The organism is uncultured Holdemanella sp. (genome assembly GCF_934772795.1).
Taxonomy (GTDB): Bacteria; Bacillota_I; Bacilli_A; order Erysipelotrichales; family Erysipelotrichaceae; genus Holdemanella.
Window position 1 is genome coordinate 1 of record NZ_CAKVMR010000023.1, and the last position, 20,895, is coordinate 20,895.

The window sequence follows — 20,895 nt, forward strand, 5'->3', positions numbered from 1 at the left end:
TACAGAAATCATCAAACAGATCAAATCAAATCTAAGACGAAAGAAACGTTAATCTGTCGATGTTTTTAATATTGCCATCTTAGCCCACAAAAAAATTGGAAATTCTTTAATAGAGTTTCCAATTTTGTTTATTTAAGCCATTTTATTTTTCATGCGTAACTACTACACATATTATATATATGGATATGTATGCTATTTTATTTAAATGTTGAATATACATATAAAATGTATATAAATATGCGAGTTATACAGTGGATAAAAGTATTCTAAATTTATTCTCTGTATAACTTGGGAAAAGTCATGGAATGCCTTTGTTTATCAATGATTCTATATGTGTGTAATATGAATATAATATGAGTTATCCCGATTTTATTTTTTTTTTTTACACATTTATCCACATGTGAATATTTTATATCCACAAAGAATAAATGGGGATAAGTGTAAAAATCGTGTATAATAGTAATACTGCAAGGAGGTTTTACTATGTCTACCATGTCTTATGCATCGATATGGAATGAAACTTTACAAAAAATACAAGAATCCAACTATTTTGATAGTCATACATTCAATTCATGGATTTCAAAAACCACTCTATTTAAAATAGAGGATAATATAGCTTATGTAGCCTATCGTTCTACGATTACTTTTAGTATTTTAAAGAAACAGAAAGAAAAAGAACTGTTTGAATCCACTTTAAGTGAGGTCTGGGGCGATACATTAACAATTCAGTTTATCCACCAAAAAGAAATGGAAAAGATGATGCCTGAAGAGGTTGTCAAACAAAGAACAAATGTTTTATTGGAAAATAAGTTCAATCCTTCTTATACATTTGAAAACTTTGTCGAAGGTAATTCGAATGCGGAGGCTTATGCCGCATGTTTAGCTTGTTGTACACAAACGACTTCTCATCCTTTCAATCCACTTATGTTGTATGGTAATTCTGGCTTAGGTAAAACCCATTTACTACATGCGATGGGAAATTATTTAGCTAAGGAACATCCTGAATGTAAAGTCATCTACATGTATAGTGGGGATTTAGTTTCCTTATTGATTGAGGCTATGAAAACTAAAAATGTTCATGGCAATACCGTAGAAAGAGTCAAAGAACAACTTCTAGACTGTGATTATTTCTTGATTGATGATATTCAAAATTTGCAGCAGCATTCTAGCAGTCAGGAAATCTTCTTTACTGTCTATAATCAGTTGATTCAAAAGAATACACAGATTATTATCACAAGTGATATGCATCCTAGTGAAATTAGTGGATTGCAATCCCGTTTGATTTCGCGCTTTGTTTCTGGGCTTACAATCAGTATTTCTAAACCGGAATTTGAAACGAGTAAAGCGATTTTAAAGAAGAAAATCGAGGGTCGTGAAGAAAGTGTAAATATGAGCGAAGATGTTATTGATTATTTAGCTGGTAAATATTCAAATGATGTTAGAAATCTAGAGGGAACTTTAAATCGCTTGATATTTAATGCGACACTATTTAACCCAGATGTAATCGATATGGATTTTACGCGTAAAGTATTAGTTAAAGAGCCTATTGTATCGCAGTCGGATGAATTAACAATCAAAAAGATTAAGAAGGCCGTAACGCGTTTTTATGGCTTATCTTACAAGGATTTAGAGGGTAAATGTCGTCAAAAATTTATTGCGAACGCAAGACATATCTGTGTTTACTTATCTAGAGACTTGCTTCATAAATCCTATGTATCTATTGGACAAGAATTAGGTGGTCGTGATCATACGACAATTTCTAGTTCGTATGAGCGTGCTAAGAAATTAATTCAAAAAGACGAAGCTTTTAAAACAGCTGTTGAAAAAATTCGCAGCACTTTGGATTCTTAATTTATACACTGTATTCCTCATGGAATCCACATCCAAAAAATTAGCGTAGAGTACGTATTTTAAAGGGTCTGTGCAATTTTTACACACTTATACAGTCCCTTATATTATAATTTATATATATATTAATAAAAGGAGGATTTTATGCATTTTTCTATTGATCGAAAATATTTTTATGACAAACTATCTATTGTTTCTAGAGCTATTAGTGTCTTTTCTCCATTACCTGCATTATCTGGCATTTGTATTGATTTAAAAGATGGTTCAATGATTTTAACTGGTAGTGATTCAAATATATCTATTCGTACTGTAATTGTTCCTGGTGAATTGAATAATTTAGATATTGAAGAAGAAGGATCTATTATTATTGATTCTAAGTATTTATTAGAAATTGTTCGTAAATTGGATTGTAAAAATATTGAAATTGAAGTAATCGACTACTCTTTAGTTCGTATTTCTAGTGATAATGGTCAATTTAACTTAAATGGTATTCGTTCTAATGAATATCCTGATATTGATTTTACACAGCCTAATCATCATTTTGTATTAAAGGCTACAGATTTAAAATCAATTGTTTCTCAAACTGCATTTGCGTGCAGCGACAAAGATCAGCGTCCAGTATTAACTGGTGTTAACTTCAATTCACAAGGTAATATGTTGTATTGTTCTGGAACAGACTCATATCGTTTAGCTAGAAAAACAATTGAATTGAATTCGAGTCAAGATTTTAATATCACAATTCCTAGTAAATCATTAACTGAGGTTGTTCGTTCGGTTTCGGATGATGATACGATCGATATTTATGCGGATTCTAAAAAAGCACAGTTTGTATTTGATAAAACAATTATCCAAACTCGTTTGATTGATGGAACTTTCCCAGATGTACAAAGAATTATTCCAACAAGTTGTGTTTCTAAAATGTTGGTGGATTCATATGAAATTGCAGGTACAATTGATCGTACTAACTTCATTCGTAATGATAAAGTACATTTAATTAAGTTGGAATGTTCGACTGTGGAAACTCATGTTAAGACGTATTCAAGTGAAATTGGAAACTCTGATGAAGTATTGACTAAGTGTGAATATGAAGGAGAAGATATTTCATTGACATGTAATGGTACATATATGTTGGATGCGATCAAGGCATTGGGGTGTGAAAAAGTGTTAATTGAATTCTCTGGATTTATGAAGCCTATCAAGGTATCAAATCCGGAAGATGCTTCAGTCTTGATGATTTTAGTGCCAATTCGTAGTTATGATTAAAGAAAATGCCGTTTAAACTCGTTTTAAACGGTTTCTTTTTATATCGGTATCTCTGTACGCATAGCTATTTATGTCGTTTTATGATATAATTATAGTGCGAAAAGAGGTATTTTCATGGAATTTGAACTTAAAGATGAGTATATTACATTAGCACAATTGCTAAAAGCTTGCGATGTTGTCTATAGTGGTGGACAGGCCAAGGAATATTTAGCAAACATGGAAGTATTAGTAAACGGCGTTAATGAAAATCGTCGTGGAAAAAAGATCTACCATGGAGATATTGTAGAAACTAATGGAATAAGGATTGAAGTGAAATGAATGTTGAAAAACTGACATGTTTTCATTTCCGTAATTATGAAACCATGTCTTTTTCTTTTACACCAAAATGCATTCATTTTTTATATGGAAAAAACGCACAGGGAAAAACGAACTTAATTGAAGCTATTTATTTTTTAAGTCATTTGCGTTCGTTTCGAACAAATCAATTGGACAGTATGATCATGCATGGGTGCAATGAATTTTGTGTTCAGGCAACGATAGAGTCGAATCACAGAAAAGAAGAATTGAAAGTGATTGTGGATCATCAAAAAAAGCATTTGTTTCGTTTTCAAAATCCAGTCAAGAAGTATTCGGATTTTATTGGAATTGAAAATGCAATCTTATTCTGTCCAGATGATTTATCATTATTTACTTCATCTCCAAAAAATCGAAGACGATTTATTGATATGGAGTTAATGAAGTTGTCAAAAACGTACACGGCTACGTTATCTTCGTATCAAAAAATTCTAAAGCAGAGAAATCAAGCTTTGAAACAGAATAAAGTGGATGAGTGTTTAGTTCAAATTTATTTGGATCAGATGATAGATGTTCAAAAAATCATTATGAAACAAAGAAATGAATTTTTAAATTCTTTGATGATAAAAGCGCGTGAGCTATATCCATTCTTTTCAAATGAAAAAGAATATATAGATGCTAAGTATATAACGTTTATTGATTTGGATGGAGATATGAAGGAAGCGTATGCTAAGGTTTTTGAAAAAGAAAAGAAATATCATCAGACTTTGATAGGAATCCATAGGGATGATATTTTATTTGAATTGAATGGAAAACCTGTATGTGAAGTGGCTAGCCAGGGACAAAAAAGAAGTTTTGTATTGGCACTTAAATTGGGATTGGCCCAAATTATTTATGAAAAGAGCGGGCAATATCCAATTTTATTATTGGATGACGTATTTAGCGAACTGGATGATCTTAGAAAGCGACAGTTAATTGAAAAGCTTCCTAGAGATATGCAGATTTTTATAACAACAACAGAACGATTGAATATGCATTGGAATCGTGAAGTTCGATTCTATGATATAGAACAAGGGAGAATCAAGGAGGTCTACAAATGAGTCAGGATGAATTACAAAAAGAGATTCTTGAATTTGAAGAATTGGAAACACAAGCTACACAAGTAGAACATTCGTATACTGCGGATGATATTCAGGTGTTAGAAGGGCTAGAAGCGGTTCGTTTGAGACCAGGTATGTATATTGGTTCTACTTCTGCACGTGGACTTCACCATCTAGTTTGGGAAATTGTGGATAATGGTATTGATGAGGCCTTGGCAGGTTTTGCGAATCGCATTGATGTGACAATTGAGCCAGGAGATATTATTGCGGTACGTGATAATGGTCGTGGTATGCCGGTTGGAATTCACGAAAAGACAGGAATTAGTGCAGTTGAAACAATTATGACAGTATTACATGCTGGTGGTAAATTTGGTGGAGGCGCTTATAAGGTTTCCGGAGGTTTGCATGGTGTTGGTGCCAGTGTTGTTAATGCGTTGAGTGAATGGTTAGAGGTTACTGTTTATCAAGATGGTAAAATTTATTTTATTCGTTTTGAAAATGGTGGACATGCGGTTGAGCCTTTAAAAATTATTGGAACAACAGAAGAAACTGGTACTTTAGTTCGTTTTAAAGCAGATCCACAGATTTTTAAGGATACAACAGTTTATGATTATGAAACGTTAAATTCTCGTTTGCGTCAGCTTGCCTTCTTAAATAAGGATATTCGTTTAACTTTAACGGATAAAAGAACTCCAGATGGTCCAAGTAATGACTATAAATATGAGGGTGGAATTATTGAGTATGTACAATTCTTAAATAAGAATAAGAGTACAATCAGTGATAAAGTTATTTATGTGGAAGGTTTGCAGGATGGTATTCTTGCAGAAGTTGCATTGCAATATAATGATGGATATCAATCAAGTATTTATTCATTCTGTAATAATATTCATACGCATGAAGGTGGATATCACGAAGATGGTTTTAGAATGGCTTTGACTCGTTGTATCAATGCCTATGCGAAAAACAATAACATGATCAAAAAGGATGAGAGTTTATCTCAGGATGATGTTAAAGAAGGTTTGGTTGCAATCATTTCTGTTAAGCACCCAGATCCTCAGTATGAAGGACAGACAAAGACAAAATTAGGAAATAGTGAAGTTCGTAAGATTGTTTCTAATATTGCGGGCGAACAGATCAATCGTTTCTTTTTAGAAAATCCAGATATTGCCAAGGCAATTGTGGAAAAGGCAGAAATTGCCAGCAAGGCAAGAATTGCAGCTAAAAAAGCTCGTGAATTAACGCGTCGTAAATCGGCATTGGATGGAATTAGTTCATTGCCAGGTAAATTAACGGATTGTTCAAGTAAAGATGCTAGTGAATGCGAAATCTATATCGTCGAAGGTGATTCTGCCGGGGGCAGCGCGAAACAAGGTCGTGACGCGAAAACACAAGCTATTTTACCTTTGCGTGGTAAGATTTTAAATGTTGAAAAAGCTAGAACACATCGTATTTTTGAGAACCAGGAAATTCGTAGTATGATTACGGCTTTTGGATGTGGAATTCAAGAAGATGTAGATGTATCGAAATTACGTTATCACAAAATTGTTATTATGACCGATGCCGATGTCGATGGTAGTCATATTTGTACATTGATGTTGACTTTCTTGTATCGTTTTATGAAACCTGTTATTGAAGGTGGATATGTTTATATTGCACAACCTCCTTTATATAAGGTGCAAAAAGGTAAAAAGATTGCCTATGCGTATAAGGAACAGGAAATGGATCAGTTGCGTGAAGAATTTAAAGATGGATACAAAGTTCAGCGTTATAAAGGTTTAGGTGAAATGGATGCAGAACAGTTGTGGGAAACAACTATGGATCCACATCATAGAGTATTGAAACGTGTCACAATCGATGATGCGATGGAAGCGGACAGTGTATTTGATATGTTGATGGGTGAGGATGTAGAGCCTCGTCGTGAATATATCCAGGAAAATGCTGTATACGCTAATTTGGATTACTAGTAGGAGGTCCTTATGGAAGAAGAAAATAAGCGATATGACTATGTAGAAGATGTTGAAATATCCAAAGAAATGCGTACAGCCTTTCTAGATTATTCAATGTCTGTTATTGTTTCACGTGCATTACCAGATGTTCGTGATGGTATGAAACCAGTTCATCGTCGTATTTTACATGCGATGAATCAATTGGGTATTACATCAGGTGTTGCACATAAGAAGAGTGCACGTATTGTTGGTGAAGTTATTGGTAAGTATCACCCTCATGGTGATACAGCTGTATATGATGCGATGGTTCGTATGGCCCAGGATTTCTCGTATCGATATCCACTAGTGGATGGACATGGAAACTTTGGTTCTCTAGATGGAGATGGAGCTGCGGCAATGCGTTATACGGAAGCTCGTATGTCAAAAATCTCTATGGAGATGATGCGTGACATTCAAAAGGATACGGTTGATTTTATTCCAAACTATGATGGTGAAGAAAGTGAACCGGTTGTACTTCCTAGTCGTATTCCAAACTTGTTGATCAATGGTGCTGTGGGTATTGCGGTTGGTATGGCAACAAATATTCCACCACACAATTTATCAGAAACAATTAAAGCTATTTTTGCGGTAATGGATGATCCAGATATTACGGTTCCTCAATTGATGGAAGTAATCAAAGGACCAGATTTCCCTACGGGAGGTATTATTTTAGGTCGTAAAGGTATTCGCCAGGCGTTTGAAACAGGACGAGGATCCATTATGATTCGTTCTAAATATCGTGTGGAAGAATTATCTAATGGAAAGAAACAGATTATTTTCTATGAAATTCCTTATCAGGTCAATAAGGCCAATTTGATTACTAAGATGGCTTCTTTAATTCGTGATAAAGCAATTCAAGGTGTTACTTACTTAAACGATGAGAGTAACCGTGAAGGTATTCGTATTGTCATGGAGCTAAAGAAGGATGCGCAAGAAGAAGTAATTTTAAATCAGTTGTTTAGATTAACACCACTTCAAACTTCATTTGGTATCAATATGTTGGCACTTGAAAATGGTCGTCCTAAACAATTGCCTTTAAAAGATATTATTCATGATTATATTGATCATCAGGTTGATGTAGTTGTAAGAAAAACACAATTTGATTTAAAGAAAGCACAAGATCGTGCACATATCTTAGAAGGTTTACGAATTGCGATGGATCATATCGATGAAGTTATTCATATGATTCGTAGTTCTAAAAAAGATGAAGCAGGCTTATCTCAAGACTTATGTGATGCGTTTGGATTGAGCATGATTCAAGCTAAGGCTATCTTGGCAATGCAGTTAAGAAGATTGTCTGGATTAGAACGAGATAAGATTGAAAATGAATATCAACAATTATTATTGACGATTGAAGATTTGAAGGATATCTTGGCAAATCATGATCGTGTTCTTCAAATCATTCGTGATGATTTAAATGAAATTGATCAGAAATATGGTGATGAAAGAAGAACTGAAATTAGTGATGCTTCTGTTGATATGGAAGATGAAGACTTAATTCCAATTGAAGATGTAATTATCACATTAACAGAGTCAGGATATATTAAGCGTCAGCTTGTAGATACATATCGTGCTCAAAATCGTGGTGGTCGTGGAATCAAATCATTAACGCTAAATGAAGAGGATTCTATCGATACTATGATTTCAATGTCGACGCATGATTTCTTATTGTTGTTTACAGATAAGGGTCGTGTATATCGATTAAAAGGATACAATGTTCCTAGTGGATCTAGAACATCTAAGGGTATTCCAATTGTCAATTTAATGACTTTGGAAAAAGGTGAAAAAGTAAATGTTCTTGTTGCCGTTCCTAAGGATGATGAAAGTGAAACCTTATTATTTGTCACGAAAAATGGTATTGTGAAACGTACATCTGTATCTGAATTTGAAAATATTAATCGTAATGGTAAGATTGCGATTAGTTTAAAACCAGATGATGAATTGCGTTTTGTGAAATTAACTACAGGACAAGATGAAGTAATTATCTCTGGATCAAATGGAAAAGCTGTTCGATTCAATGAAGATCAAGTTCGTATTATGGGACGTAGCGCAAGTGGTGTATTAGGATTCAATTGTGATGGCAGTGAAGTTGTTGGTGCTGCACTATCAAGTGAAGGAGATACAGTTCTTGTTGTTTCTGAAAATGGTTATGGTAAGCGCAGTAAGTTCGAAGATTATCGTTTGACTTCTCGTGGTAAAAAAGGTGTTAGCACAATTAATATCACAGAAAAGACAGGTAAGCTAATGTGTATGCGTGCAGTTACTGGTAAAGAAGATGCGATGATTGTTGCCAGTGATGGAATCATGATTCGTGTAGCTTTGGAGAATGTAGGAATCTACGGAAGAAATACACAAGGTGTAAGATTGATCAACTTAAATGGCGATGCGAAAGTAACGCGAATGACATTGGTAGATCATGAAGAGCCTGAAGAAGAATCAGAAGAAAATACAGAAGAATAAAGGATTGAAGGAGTAGAATTATGATTTTACTCCTTTTTCATATGATAAATCAGATAGAAATAACCCGAATACATTATATAAACGACACGTTGATTGCCAATTTGATAGAATGGATATAAATTATTCTTGAAAGAAGTGGTAGATATGAATGCCAAAGATATGGGATTGTTTATTAATGAGTTGAGAAAAGAAAATAAAATGACACAAATGGAATTAGCTGACAAGATTCATGTTACAGATAAAGCTGTTAGCCGATGGGAACGTGGAATTGGATATCCAGACATTCAATTGTTACCTTCCTTAGCTGAAGCATTGCATATATCTGTAGCAGAATTGATATCGTGTAAAAAGAGTTCAAATTATTCAAATGAAGAAGTCACAAATATCATTCATAATTTAGATGTATATAAAAAGGAATGTTTTAGACAAGATAGAAAAGCAGATAAAATTTCCTTAGTATGTATGATCTTTGTTGCGGCATGTGTTTATGTTTCTGGTCATGGAAGCATTATAGGATCTTTATGTATTGGCGCTATTTTTGCAATGGCAGTAATTGGCTTATATTATTTGTATTATGATAATTCAACAAAACGAATTTATGCCTTCTTTTCTCTATTAGGGTTACTTTTGTTTATTCAGTTTTTAATATTCATGGGAATGGATTATAGATGGATTTCTTATATTTTGACACTCTATATCTTTGTGATATTGAATATGATTTGTAGATAAGTTGAATCATATGACAAATCCGATTTATTGAGGCTAATTCACATAATAAGCGGTTGACTTTAGCTTTGTTTTAATGGTATAAATGTGTTGAAAACAAAGATAAGGATAAGTAGATTATTTCATATATTATTTAGAGACAGTATGGTTGGTGAAAATACTGATATGAATAATTGAATAGCACCTTAGAGTGATCAAATGAAATGAGTAGTTTGATCCGGTACATACCGTTATCATGTTAAGAGATCATATATGTATATATATGGTAAAAAGGGTGGCAACGCGAGACATCGTCCCTTTATGGGTGCGAGTGTCTCTTTTTTTATGCAGAGGAGGATATCATGTTAGATATGAAATTTGTCCGTGAAAATCCGGACATTGTCAAAGAGAACATTAAGAAAAAGTTCCAAGACTACAAATTGCCTTTAGTAAATGAAGTGTTGATGGAGGATAAAGAGCTTCGTCAAACACAGCAACATGCGGATGATTTACGTGCTAATCGTAAAAAGATTTCTAAAGAAATCGGTAAGTTGATGGGCCAAGGTAAAAAAGAAGAAGCTGAAGAAATTAAGCAACAAATGGCAGAGATTGCTCACGAATTAACAGCTTTGGAAGAAAAAGAAATTAAATTAAGAGAGTCTGTAACTGAAAAAATGATGCAGATTCCAAATATCATTGATGATAGTGTTCCTATTGGAAAAGATGATAGTGAAAACGTTGAATTAGAAAAATTTGGAGAACCTGTTGTTCCTGATTTTGAAATTCCTTATCACACCGAAATCATGGAACGTTTAAGCGGTATTGATTTAGATGCAGCTCGTCGTGTAGCTGGTAATGGATTCTATTATTTAATGGGAGATATTGCTCGTCTACATTCAGCAATCTTAAATTACGCTCGTGATTTCATGATTGATAAAAAAGGATTTACTTATGTAATTCCACCATATATGATTCGTAGTTCAGTCGTTGATGGAGTAATGTCATTTGCGGAAATGGAAGGTATGATGTATAAAATCGAAGGTGAAGATTTGTATTTGATTGGTACAAGTGAACACTCTATGATTGGTAAATTCAAGGATACAATTCTTGAAGAAAAAGATCTTCCATATACTTACACTTCATACTCACCTTGTTTCCGTAAAGAAAAAGGTGCTCACGGTATCGAGGAACGTGGTGTTTATCGTATTCACCAATTTGAAAAACAAGAAATGATTGTTGTTTGTAAGCCTGAAGAAAGTATGGAATGGTTTAAAAAATTGTATATGAATACTGTAGAATTCTTCAGAACATTGGATATTCCAGTACGTACATTGGAATGTTGTTCAGGTGATTTGGCAGATTTAAAATGTAAGTCAGTGGATGTGGAAGCTTGGTCTCCACGTCAAAAGAAATACTTCGAAGTTGGAAGTTGCTCTAACTTAACAGATGCTCAAGCACGTCGTTTAAAGATTCGTGTTAAGGGTGAAAATGGTGAGAAGTATTTTGCGCACACATTAAATAACACTTGTGTTGCTCCGCCTAGAATGTTGATCGCATTCTTAGAAAACAATTTACAGGCTGATGGATCAATTTTGATTCCAGAAGTATTACAACCTTACATGGGTGGTAAAAAGAAAATTGGTTAATCTTAAAAGCTGTCTTTGACAGCTTTTTTCTATTGCGAATTGAAAATGGATTTGATATAATAACCTAGCTACTACAATGATGTCTTATGAATCAGGTCAGGTCGGGAACGAAGCAGCCTTAAGTAAGCTCCATCATGTGTAGTAGTTTTTTTTATATGAGGATATGAATATGAATGATATAAAATGGATGAAGGAAGCCATCAAGCAGGCTAAAAAAGCAGAAAGCTATGATGAGGTTCCAATTGGATGTGTAATTGTGAAAGATGATAAAGTTATTGCTCGTGGATACAATAAGCGTGAGACTTTGCAGCAAAGTATTGCGCACGCAGAAATTATGGCGATTCAAAAAGCGTGTAAGAAATTAAATACATGGCGATTAGAGGATTGTATATTATATGTAACTTTAGAACCGTGTCCTATGTGTGCAGGTGCGATTATACAATCTAGAATTAAAGAAGTTGTATATGGAGCATCAGATCCTAAAGGTGGCTGTGTGGGGACATGTACAAATTTATTTGAAGTATCTGAATTCAACCATCATCCTGAATATAGAAAAGGAATTCTTGAATCTGAATGTTCAGATTTATTAAAACATTTTTTTAAAAAGAAAAGAGATATGAAAAAGAAGCAGAAATCATAAATAGGAGTGATTTCTGCTTTTCATATATATTGTACTTCCCTATTTTCAATCAAATAAAATGAGTAAAACTATGATAAAATAAGATACAGGAAAACATATAGAAAGGATTTTTACGAATGGCATATCAAGCGTTATATAGAAAATATAGACCAACAAATTTTGATGAAGTTGTTGGACAAACACATATAATTCAGACATTGAAAAATGCGATCATTCAAAATCGTATTGCTCATGCTTATTTATTCTGCGGTCCTAGAGGAACAGGAAAAACTTCAATCGCAAAAATATTTGCGAAGACATTAAATTGTACGAATAGTCAAGATGCTCCTTGTGGAGTTTGTGAGAACTGCAAAATGGCTGCGAATGGAAGTCATCCAGATATTATTGAAATTGATGCTGCCAGCAACAATGGTGTAGATGAAGTAAGAAATCTGATTGATAAAGTGAAGTATGCTCCAATGCAGGGGAAATATAAAATTTATATTATTGATGAAGTTCATATGATGACTTCTGGAGCATTCAATGCATTATTAAAAACAATCGAGGAACCCCCCGCTCATGTAATTTTTATTTTTGCGACTACAGAACCTAATAAAGTTTTACCAACTATTATTTCTCGTTGTCAAAGATTTGATTTCAACAAAGTGAGTATGCACGACATTAAATATAGATTATCTATTGTTTGTAAAAACGAAGGAATTGAAATTGATGAGAATGGATTAACATTAATTGCTCAATTAGCAGATGGAGGAATGCGTGATGCACTGTCAATATTAGATCAATGTGTTGCGTACTGTTCATCTCATATTGATGTGGATGATATTCGTAAAATTTATGGTGTCGTAACATCTGAAGATATTGGTAAATTATTCTATTCAGTATATAAAAAAGATGTAGATAGTTTTGTCAAAGATATTCAGAAATATTCAGATATGGGAATGGATATTAAACGATTGACTGCAGACTTTATTCATATGTTGAAGGATAGTTTGATTTTAGATTATTCTGAAAATTCTACTCTAGTTTCGGATATGAACAAAGATATGATTCGGAAATATTTTAAATCAGCTCCTATTAATTTCAGGATTAAGTGTATGGAAGAATTAATGGATACATATAATAAATATACATATGCATCTAATGCACTAGATTACTTAGAAGCCTCTTTATTAAAGATTTCAAGTTATTCATATGAATCAAAAACACATATTATTGAATCAGATCATAATGATTATAAAGAGGTTGATGAAGAAGAAAACTATGAAACATCATATGACGATACTTCTGATGACTCAGATATAATTGAGAAAAACACTCAAAAAGATGATAATAATAGGGTTTTAGAGAAATCTGAAATTTCTGATGTTTCACGTGAAACATTAAAACAGTCAGAAAATACAAATAATAAAATCATATTAAACGATGAATTTGTCATTCAATTGTTAGTTGGAGCTACAAAGATGGAAAGAAGCATTGATACGAATAAGTTCAATAATATAGGACAATTCATATCAAGCTTGGAATTTGGAAAATATGCAGCTACATTGAGAAACAGTAGTATTATGGCTAGTGGATCGAATTATATTGTCGTATGTGTATCTAGTGAGATCTTTGCGAAACAAATAAATGAATTTGAATTAAATTATGGATATGAAGATTTTATGGAAGTGTTATTAGGAAAAGCTAAGAAAGTATTCGCATTAGATAAGACGCAACAATCTCGTGTAAAGGATGAGTTTAAAGAAAGAATGATTAGTGGTAATCTTCCAGAACCGTATCAAGTTCGTTTAAAAAGAAAAGATTCAGAATCTGAAAATAATATGAGTATTGAAGATCATATGAAAAGTTTGTTTCCAAATATAGAAATTAAAGAAGATTAGAAGGTGAAGCATGTATCCAAAAACATTTGATGATTTAATATATGAATTTCAGAAATTACCAGGAGTAGGTGCTAAAACTGCAGAGAGATATGCATTTACTGTATTAGGTTGGTCTGATGATGAAATATCTGAATTAGCAGAAACATTAGTTAATTTAAAAAAGAAAGTAAAGAAGTGCACACGATGTGGTAATTTAACAGAAGATGATCTCTGTGAGTTTTGTAAAAATTCTAATAGAAATCAGAATATCATATGCGTAGTACAAAATCCGAAAGATATCTCGGTAATAGAGTCTATGCAGCAATACAATGGTGTATATCATGTACTAGATGGATTGATCAATACACAAAAAGGAGTATTACCAGATCAATTAAATATAATATCTTTATTAAATAGAGTGAATGAAAATACAGAAGAGGTCATATTAGCTCTAGATCCTACAGTAGAAGGAGAAACCACTGCTTTATATATATCTAAACTATTAGAAGGGAAGTGTAGGGTAAGTAGACTTGCCCATGGTATTCCTGTAGGCAGTCATTTAGATTATACGGACGCTATGACATTGTTAAAAGCTTTTGAAGGACGTAAAAGCTCATAAATATGCTTAATCGTATGAAGTACTTATGATATTTCATACGATTTTTTTATATTTATAGGAATATCAATACAATAATCATATAGAATTACCTTTTCATATGAACAAAATAGCACATGATATAGTAAAATTATATAACAATATTTAAATATGCTGTAAATACGGCTTATTCATACAATTATCACATGGAGGAAGAAAAACTACTGAACATTGATTATGAGCATTCATATGAATTAATTATGAATATTCATACTTAAAATTTTATAAATCCAATTCATGTGAAAATGATAATATAAAAAATCAAATATATGAACATAAATATGATTTTCAAAATGCGTGATAATTTTTCATATGAACTCAAAAATAATATAAAATAAATCATATGAATGAAATTTACCATCATTTAAAATCATATGAATCGTGAAATATGGATATGAACATGAAATTTTAATTCATGTGATATAGATATGAAAATAAGAGACATGAAATTAAATGTGATTTGAATAGATGAATTAATATGACGGTTCATGTAAGAAAGATATGAAAAAATAAATGGTGTTTTAAAAAGCAATAAATAATATAGGAAATTCATATATAGGTATAGCATTCTTGACAAAACTATGATAGACTTATCGTGACTCGTTAGATTATTATTATGAATTTCATAGGAAGGGGACATGAATATGCCTGAAGAAGCATCAGCAATTGACGTATATTATGATATGGATATTGCGCAGATATGCCAACATTTCAACAAATCAAGAAATACAGTAGATAAAGCAATCGCAAAATTGGTAAAAGATAATCCAGATAAAGATTGGAAATATAAAAACCCAGCTACTCGACGTATTACAATCAAGGCAGAAGGCGTTGAAAGATTATCTACTTATTTTAGGAAAGAAAAACATGAATTATCTACAGTTGAAATGGAACTTCGATTTGAAAATGAAAAGTTAAAAGCTATTATAGAAGAAAAAGAGAAGGCACAAGCTCAGATCGAACAATTATATCAAGAAAAGCTTAAATTAGAAATCGAAAAGAGTAAACAGACTTTCCTATTAGAGACACAGACGAAAGATGAGAAAATTTCTGAATTAGAATCTGAAAATCAGAAATTAAAAGAAGTAGAAGAACTTTATAATAAGAATAAAGAAGAAATTGAAAATTATAAGAAAAAAGAAGTAGAATATAATTCTAAATCCTTCTTTTATCGTTTAACACATAAATTTTAATCATTTAATGCTCTAGCAATTTTGCTAGGGCAATTTTTTGCCCATTTTAACCCATACTTTTCTAAGATGGAATTAAAAAAATGGATTCCATCATGATCGGAAGTGTATTCATATTCTATTTCATAATCTGTATGATTTTTGTAGTCTGTCTTATCTAAACATAATTCTCCGTTTTCGAATTCATATACATTTCTTAAGGTAGTAAAACTTGCTGTTGGATGTAAATTTTTAGGAATTTGATATTGATCAAACCAATTTAATATTTCTGGATCATCAATATCATTTATATTTTCAGTCGTAATTTCTTTTTCAAATTCATAGTGTGTATATTCATCTTTTCTGATTTTTAATGTGAATATCTTTTTATCTTGAATTGTTCGGATTCGTACTGCACCATGTTGTTTTTTTACATCTTGATTATCTGTATCAAAGTATGTGTTTGTCTGTGTTATTGGATTATGAAAATCATATGAATGAAGCAATTCATTATATACTTTTTCATCAACCAATAATTTCAATTCTCTTTCAATGTTATCATACATTCATATCACCCATAAATATGTTACAATAGATTCAACAAAAGAGGAAGTGATTTGATGCGATTCAGTTTAGTAGACAGAGGAGATGACAACTCAAAAAGAGTTGCAGAAACTCTAAAGAAAAAATGTATTGCCATTGGATGGGAATATGATGAAGAAAAATCTGAAGTTATTTTTTCTGTTGGAGGGGATGGCACCTTATTAAGAGCAATTCATACATATATAGAAAGATTGGATGAAATTCAGTTTGTTGCGATACATACTGGTAATTTAGGCTTTTTTACTGATTATACACAAGATGAAGTGGATCATTTGGTCTATGATTTAAAACATAATCAACCAAAAATTGAAGAGTTTAATTTACTTCAAATGGACCTTCCTCAAGTCAACGAAACATTATATGCATTAAATGAGGTTCGTATTGAGAGTTTAGCTAAAACATTAGTGCTAGATATTTCGATAGATGATGAGTTTTTTGAAAGCAGTCAAGGCTCAGGTATTTGTGTGAGTACCCAATCTGGTTCTACTGCTGTAAATAGAGCACTTAAAGGAGCAGTTGTGGATCCAGGGCTAAAGGTTTTACAGCTTTGTGAAATTATGCCTATCTCACATAAGAATCATCACTCTTTAAAAAACCCATATATTATGAATGATACGCGAAAAATAGGAGTTAGAGGAGATACGCTTGCCTATGCACATGTATGTTATGATCACTTAGAAAGGGATTTAGAATCTATTTCTGAAATAATCATACATTCGAGTACAAAAAAAGTACGATTTGCGAGATACCGTACTTATTCTTATTTGACACGACTTAAGAATTTATATTAATTAACTTACGTCTTTTTGAACGATTCAAACGAATCGTTCTTTTTGCTGCCGGTGAAATATTTAAAATGATTGCGAATGAAATAAAGTAAGAAAGAATACTACTTCCTCCATAAGAAATCAATGGTAATGTGATACCTGTGATTGGAAGTAATCCAACAATCATTCCTGTATTTTGTAGTTGCTGATATAATAGCATTGCGATAATCCCTATTACAACAAATCGATCTTTTTTATTTTTTGTTGCATAAGCTATTTTACATAAATAAATATCTAATAATAAACATAATAATAAGATAAATGTGGTTCCAATAAAGCCAAAACATTGTCCAAAAGCAGCAAAAATGAAATCGGTATGTGCTTCTGGAATAGAAATGATATTTGCCTGTAACCCATATCCAGTTAATCCGGCACTACCTAATGACAATAATGCAGTATACAACTGGTTTGAACTACCTCGAATGTTGCTTTCTGGTTCTAACCACGCATCAATTCTTTGTAGTTTATATGAAGATATGAATGAAGCAAGAATATTAGGATATTCAAAATATAAGAATAAGAATGTTCCTACTACAATAACCACAAAGGCAAAAATTCCAATAATATACTCTTTACGAATACCGCTGCAACATACTAAAACGAAAATATTGAATACGATGATAATACAAACACCAGTATCCGGCTGCATCATAATCAAAAACAATGGAGGGAATAATATTTTTGCGATTTCCAACAACAACATTAAGTCATCTTTATGTGTTGGGTTTGGATGTGCCTTTTGATGATCAACAATAATTTGTGAGATCAAAACAATTAAAACGATTTTAATAAATTCACTTGGCTGAAAACTACCGATTAAAGGCAGCTGAAACCATGAAATGGCACCATTGACTTCACTTGCGAAAGGTAGTGAAATTCCAACAAAGTTAAATAACATACGAGAAAAAAATAAATAAACAAGACACAGCATTAGAATTTTATAGGCTGTATCCATATATGAATATATTTTTTTGTTTTGAAGAATAGAAAGAAAAAACATGGCGATAAACCCTACAACAAACCAAAACAACTGACGATATAAATAGGAACTTCCACTTCCGGATTTTATTAAGTTAAAAGAATTGTATAACGCAAAACAACTTGTCATACCAAAAAGGATAAGAATTAGAATCAAACCAATGTCAATTTGGATGGATTTGTTTTTCCATTGAATTGTTTGTTTCATTGACAAAACCTCCTTATTCAGTATTTTTAATTATAACATAATTATTAAGAAATTTTGGTATAATAGACATGTTAGGATGATGATTTATGGCAGAAAAAAAATATACACCAATGATGCAACACTATTTAAAAATGAAAGAAGAAAATCCAGATGCGATTTTATTTTATCGTTTAGGTGATTTTTATGAAATGTTTTTTGAAGACGCAAAATTGGTTTCACAAGAATTAGATTTAGTATTAACAGGAAGAAGTGCAGGCGTTGAAGAAAAGGTGCCTATGTGTGGTGTCCCTTTTCATGCAGCAAATTCATATATTCAAAGATTAGTCAAAAAAGGCTATAAAGTGGCTATTTGCGAACAATTGGAAGATCCGTCTAGCGCAAAAGGATTGGTGGATCGAGGGATTATTAAAATAATTACACCAGGTACTTACATGGATGCAACAATGGATGCCAAGTCAACAAACTATATGGCATCTTGTGAAATTTCAAGTTTTGAAATTACAGTCATCTATTGTGAATTAAGTACCGGCGAGTTGAAGTATCAAACGCTACAAAGATCTTTAGTGTCGCTACAAAAAGCGTTGTTAGAACAAAATGTTAGTGAACTTGTTTGTCCGATGACAATGGATAAAAAATGGATGGCTGCCCTAGAAGAAATGGATGCGATGGTCATTTCAAAGCATAAAAAGGCCAATATTGATTCGGAGGATCTACCTTTATTAAATGGAATCGAATCTGAATCCTTAAAAGAGGCGTTTGCACTTTTAATGGCCTATTTAAAAGACACACAAAAACAACATATTGATCATTTTTTACCAATAGAATCTATGGATAAAGATAAAGTGCTCGTTATGGATTATGAAACGAAGAATCATTTGGAGTTGGTTTCAAGTCAATCAACGAATGCAAAGGCAGAAAGTCTATGGTCTTTTATGGATAAATGTCAAAGTGCCATGGGCTCAAGAATGTTAAAAAGATGGATTGAATACCCATTGATTGATGCGGAAAAGATAGCTAAAAGGCAGGCTGCGGTTAAAGATTTAAAAGAAAACTTCATGTTAAGAGAGAATCTAAAAGAACATTTAGTATATGTATATGATATGGAAAGACTTGCGAGCCGTATGGCTTATGGGAATGCAAGTCCTAGAGATGTACTTCAACTAGTAGCAACATTAGAACACGCCAGACCTATTTTAGATTTAGCTTCTTCTTTGAATTCATATCCAGAATTTAATGAAGTTCCAGACTGCCAAGAATTATATAATGAAATAAAAAATGCGATTATAGAAAATCCACCATTAACACTAAAAGAAGGTGGAGTCTTTAATGATGGATACAATCAAGAATTGGATGAAGTTCGAAAAATAGCGAAACAAGGAAAAGATTTTATCTTGGAATTAGAAGCGAAAGAACGTGAAAGAACAGGGGTTAAATCATTAAAAGTAGGATATAACCGTGTATTTGGATATTATATTGAAGTTCGTAATGGAAATTTAGATAATATTAAAGAAGAATTTGGGTATCACCCGAAACAAACACTTGCAAATGCGACACGATTCATTACACAAGAATTAAAAGAAAGAGAAGAACAAATTTTACATGCACAAGAGACAAAGGTAAAACTAGAACAAAGTTTGTTTAATGATTTATTGATGCGAATCAAAAGAGATTTATTTGATTTGCATGCATGTGCACAAGCATTATCTACAATTGATGTCCTTGTATCTTTGGCAATTCTTGCCAGTGAAAAAGGATATGTATGTCCAGTTTTCCATCCGGGTTACAATGTTAATGTGGTAGAGGGTAAGCACCCAATTTTGGATGATCGTATGAAAAAGAAGAGATATGTTTCAAATGATTGGAAAATGTCAGAAGAAGAACATATACAATTGATTACTGGACCAAACATGGGTGGTAAATCTACATATATGCGACAAAATGCCTTACTTGTAGTTATGGCACAAATGGGAAGTTTTATTCCAGCTAAAACAGCACAACTTCCAATTTTTGATCGAATCTTTACGAGAATCGGCGCATCGGATGATATATTGACAGGAAAAAGTACATTCATGGTGGAAATGATGGAAGCCAATACAGCTTTACGTTATGCTACAAAACATTCCTTGATTTTATTTGATGAAATTGGACGTGGAACTGCAACTTATGATGGTATGGCTCTTGCTCAGGCGATGCTTGAATATATTGATGAAGCAATCGGATCAAAAACATTATTTTCGACACACTATCATGAATTAACGGAATTGGCAGAAGAACATCAATCGATGCGCAATGTACATGTTGATGTTCGTGAAGAGAAAAATGAGATTGAATTTAGATATCGTGTTATCGAAGGAAAAGCCGATAAATCTTATGGTATCAATGTTGCTAAACTTGCGCATTTACCAAAGGTGGTTTTAGACAGAGCTTCACAACTTTTATTAAATCTTGAAAATCAAGATAACAATCAAAATTATCAACCAAGTTTATTTGTGATGGACCAAGTTCAACCAGAAAAATCACAACTTTTACAACAACTACAAGAATTAGATATTGACTCAATGACTCCTAGAGATGCTCTAGATTGTCTTTATGAATTAAAAAAATTAAGTGAAAAAATCGAATCATAGATATGAATTTCATATGAATGGAGGTGTG

Annotated in this window: 16 protein-coding genes, 1 other RNA gene and 1 other annotated feature; of the genes, 15 read left to right on the forward strand and 2 right to left on the reverse strand. The window is 32.4% G+C overall.

What is annotated here, in order from left to right; all coding sequences use genetic code 11:
• The first annotated feature begins 483 nt into the window (after positions 1–483).
• The 13 genes from dnaA (at position 484) to Q0F04_RS05790 (ending at position 15,648) form a co-directional block, all read left to right on the forward strand.
• On the forward strand, positions 484–1,851 hold the full coding sequence (gene dnaA, locus Q0F04_RS05730; RefSeq protein WP_295751172.1) for a chromosomal replication initiator protein DnaA: 1,368 nt from the start codon (positions 484–486) through the stop codon (positions 1,849–1,851).
• Positions 1,852–1,992: 141 nt separating this feature from the next.
• On the forward strand, positions 1,993–3,111 hold the full coding sequence (dnaN, locus tag Q0F04_RS05735; protein ID WP_295751175.1) for a DNA polymerase III subunit beta: 1,119 nt from the start codon (positions 1,993–1,995) through the stop codon (positions 3,109–3,111).
• Positions 3,112–3,225: 114 nt separating this feature from the next.
• Positions 3,226–3,429: a S4 domain-containing protein YaaA gene (gene yaaA / locus Q0F04_RS05740; RefSeq protein ID WP_117573367.1), complete on the forward strand. Its 204-nt coding sequence runs from the start codon at positions 3,226–3,228 to the stop codon at positions 3,427–3,429.
• Positions 3,426–4,505, forward strand: a complete 1,080-nt coding sequence (gene recF, locus Q0F04_RS05745) for a DNA replication/repair protein RecF (RefSeq protein ID WP_295751177.1) — start codon at positions 3,426–3,428, stop codon at positions 4,503–4,505. The genes yaaA and recF overlap by 4 nt, the downstream gene beginning before the upstream one ends.
• Positions 4,502–6,469 carry a DNA topoisomerase (ATP-hydrolyzing) subunit B gene (gene gyrB / locus Q0F04_RS05750; RefSeq protein WP_117573371.1) on the forward strand — a complete coding sequence of 656 codons (1,968 nt, stop codon included), beginning with the start codon at positions 4,502–4,504 and terminating at the stop codon, positions 6,467–6,469. The genes recF and gyrB overlap by 4 nt, the downstream gene beginning before the upstream one ends.
• Positions 6,470–6,481: 12 nt before the next feature.
• Complete coding sequence (gene gyrA / locus Q0F04_RS05755; protein ID WP_295751179.1) at positions 6,482–8,950, forward strand: DNA gyrase subunit A; 2,469 nt, start codon at positions 6,482–6,484, stop codon at positions 8,948–8,950.
• Between the two features lie 135 nt (positions 8,951–9,085).
• Positions 9,086–9,679 carry a helix-turn-helix transcriptional regulator gene (locus Q0F04_RS05760; RefSeq protein ID WP_295751225.1) on the forward strand — a complete coding sequence of 198 codons (594 nt, stop codon included), beginning with the start codon at positions 9,086–9,088 and terminating at the stop codon, positions 9,677–9,679.
• Between the two features lie 87 nt (positions 9,680–9,766).
• Positions 9,767–9,977, forward strand: a binding site (T-box leader).
• Between the two features lie 40 nt (positions 9,978–10,017).
• The gene (gene serS, locus Q0F04_RS05765) at positions 10,018–11,301 is read left to right on the forward strand and encodes a serine--tRNA ligase (RefSeq protein WP_118114428.1); all 1,284 of its coding nucleotides are present in this window, start codon (positions 10,018–10,020) and stop codon (positions 11,299–11,301) included.
• A 63-nt stretch (positions 11,302–11,364) separates the two neighbouring features.
• An RNA gene (ffs, locus tag Q0F04_RS05770) (signal recognition particle sRNA small type) lies at positions 11,365–11,454 on the forward strand.
• A gap of 16 nt (positions 11,455–11,470) precedes the next feature.
• Complete coding sequence (tadA, locus tag Q0F04_RS05775) at positions 11,471–11,941, forward strand: tRNA adenosine(34) deaminase TadA (RefSeq protein ID WP_295751182.1); 471 nt, start codon at positions 11,471–11,473, stop codon at positions 11,939–11,941.
• A 116-nt stretch (positions 11,942–12,057) separates the two neighbouring features.
• The gene (gene dnaX / locus Q0F04_RS05780; RefSeq protein WP_295751185.1) at positions 12,058–13,821 is read left to right on the forward strand and encodes a DNA polymerase III subunit gamma/tau; all 1,764 of its coding nucleotides are present in this window, start codon (positions 12,058–12,060) and stop codon (positions 13,819–13,821) included.
• Between the two features lie 10 nt (positions 13,822–13,831).
• On the forward strand, positions 13,832–14,419 hold the full coding sequence (gene recR / locus Q0F04_RS05785) for a recombination mediator RecR (RefSeq protein WP_117571006.1): 588 nt from the start codon (positions 13,832–13,834) through the stop codon (positions 14,417–14,419).
• Between the two features lie 680 nt (positions 14,420–15,099).
• The gene (locus tag Q0F04_RS05790; protein ID WP_295751187.1) at positions 15,100–15,648 is read left to right on the forward strand and encodes a hypothetical protein; all 549 of its coding nucleotides are present in this window, start codon (positions 15,100–15,102) and stop codon (positions 15,646–15,648) included.
• On the opposite strand, the gene Q0F04_RS05795 is transcribed toward Q0F04_RS05790, so the two are convergent.
• Positions 15,645–16,190, reverse strand: coding sequence for a CYTH domain-containing protein (locus Q0F04_RS05795; protein WP_295751190.1), 546 nt, complete (start codon positions 16,188–16,190; stop codon positions 15,645–15,647). The genes Q0F04_RS05790 and Q0F04_RS05795 overlap by 4 nt on opposite strands.
• A 54-nt stretch (positions 16,191–16,244) precedes the next feature.
• On the opposite strand from Q0F04_RS05795, the gene Q0F04_RS05800 reads away from it, so the two are divergent.
• Positions 16,245–17,018: an NAD kinase gene (locus tag Q0F04_RS05800; RefSeq protein WP_295751193.1), complete on the forward strand. Its 774-nt coding sequence runs from the start codon at positions 16,245–16,247 to the stop codon at positions 17,016–17,018.
• On the opposite strand, the gene Q0F04_RS05805 is transcribed toward Q0F04_RS05800, so the two are convergent.
• Positions 17,002–18,240, reverse strand: coding sequence for an FtsW/RodA/SpoVE family cell cycle protein (locus Q0F04_RS05805; RefSeq protein ID WP_295751196.1), 1,239 nt, complete (start codon positions 18,238–18,240; stop codon positions 17,002–17,004). The genes Q0F04_RS05800 and Q0F04_RS05805 overlap by 17 nt on opposite strands.
• An 86-nt stretch (positions 18,241–18,326) precedes the next feature.
• Here Q0F04_RS05805 and mutS point away from each other — a divergent pair, with 86 nt between their 5' ends.
• Entirely contained in the window at positions 18,327–20,867 is a 2,541-nt protein-coding gene (gene mutS / locus Q0F04_RS05810; protein WP_295751199.1) for a DNA mismatch repair protein MutS, read from the forward strand.
• The last annotated feature ends 28 nt before the right edge of the window (positions 20,868–20,895 follow it).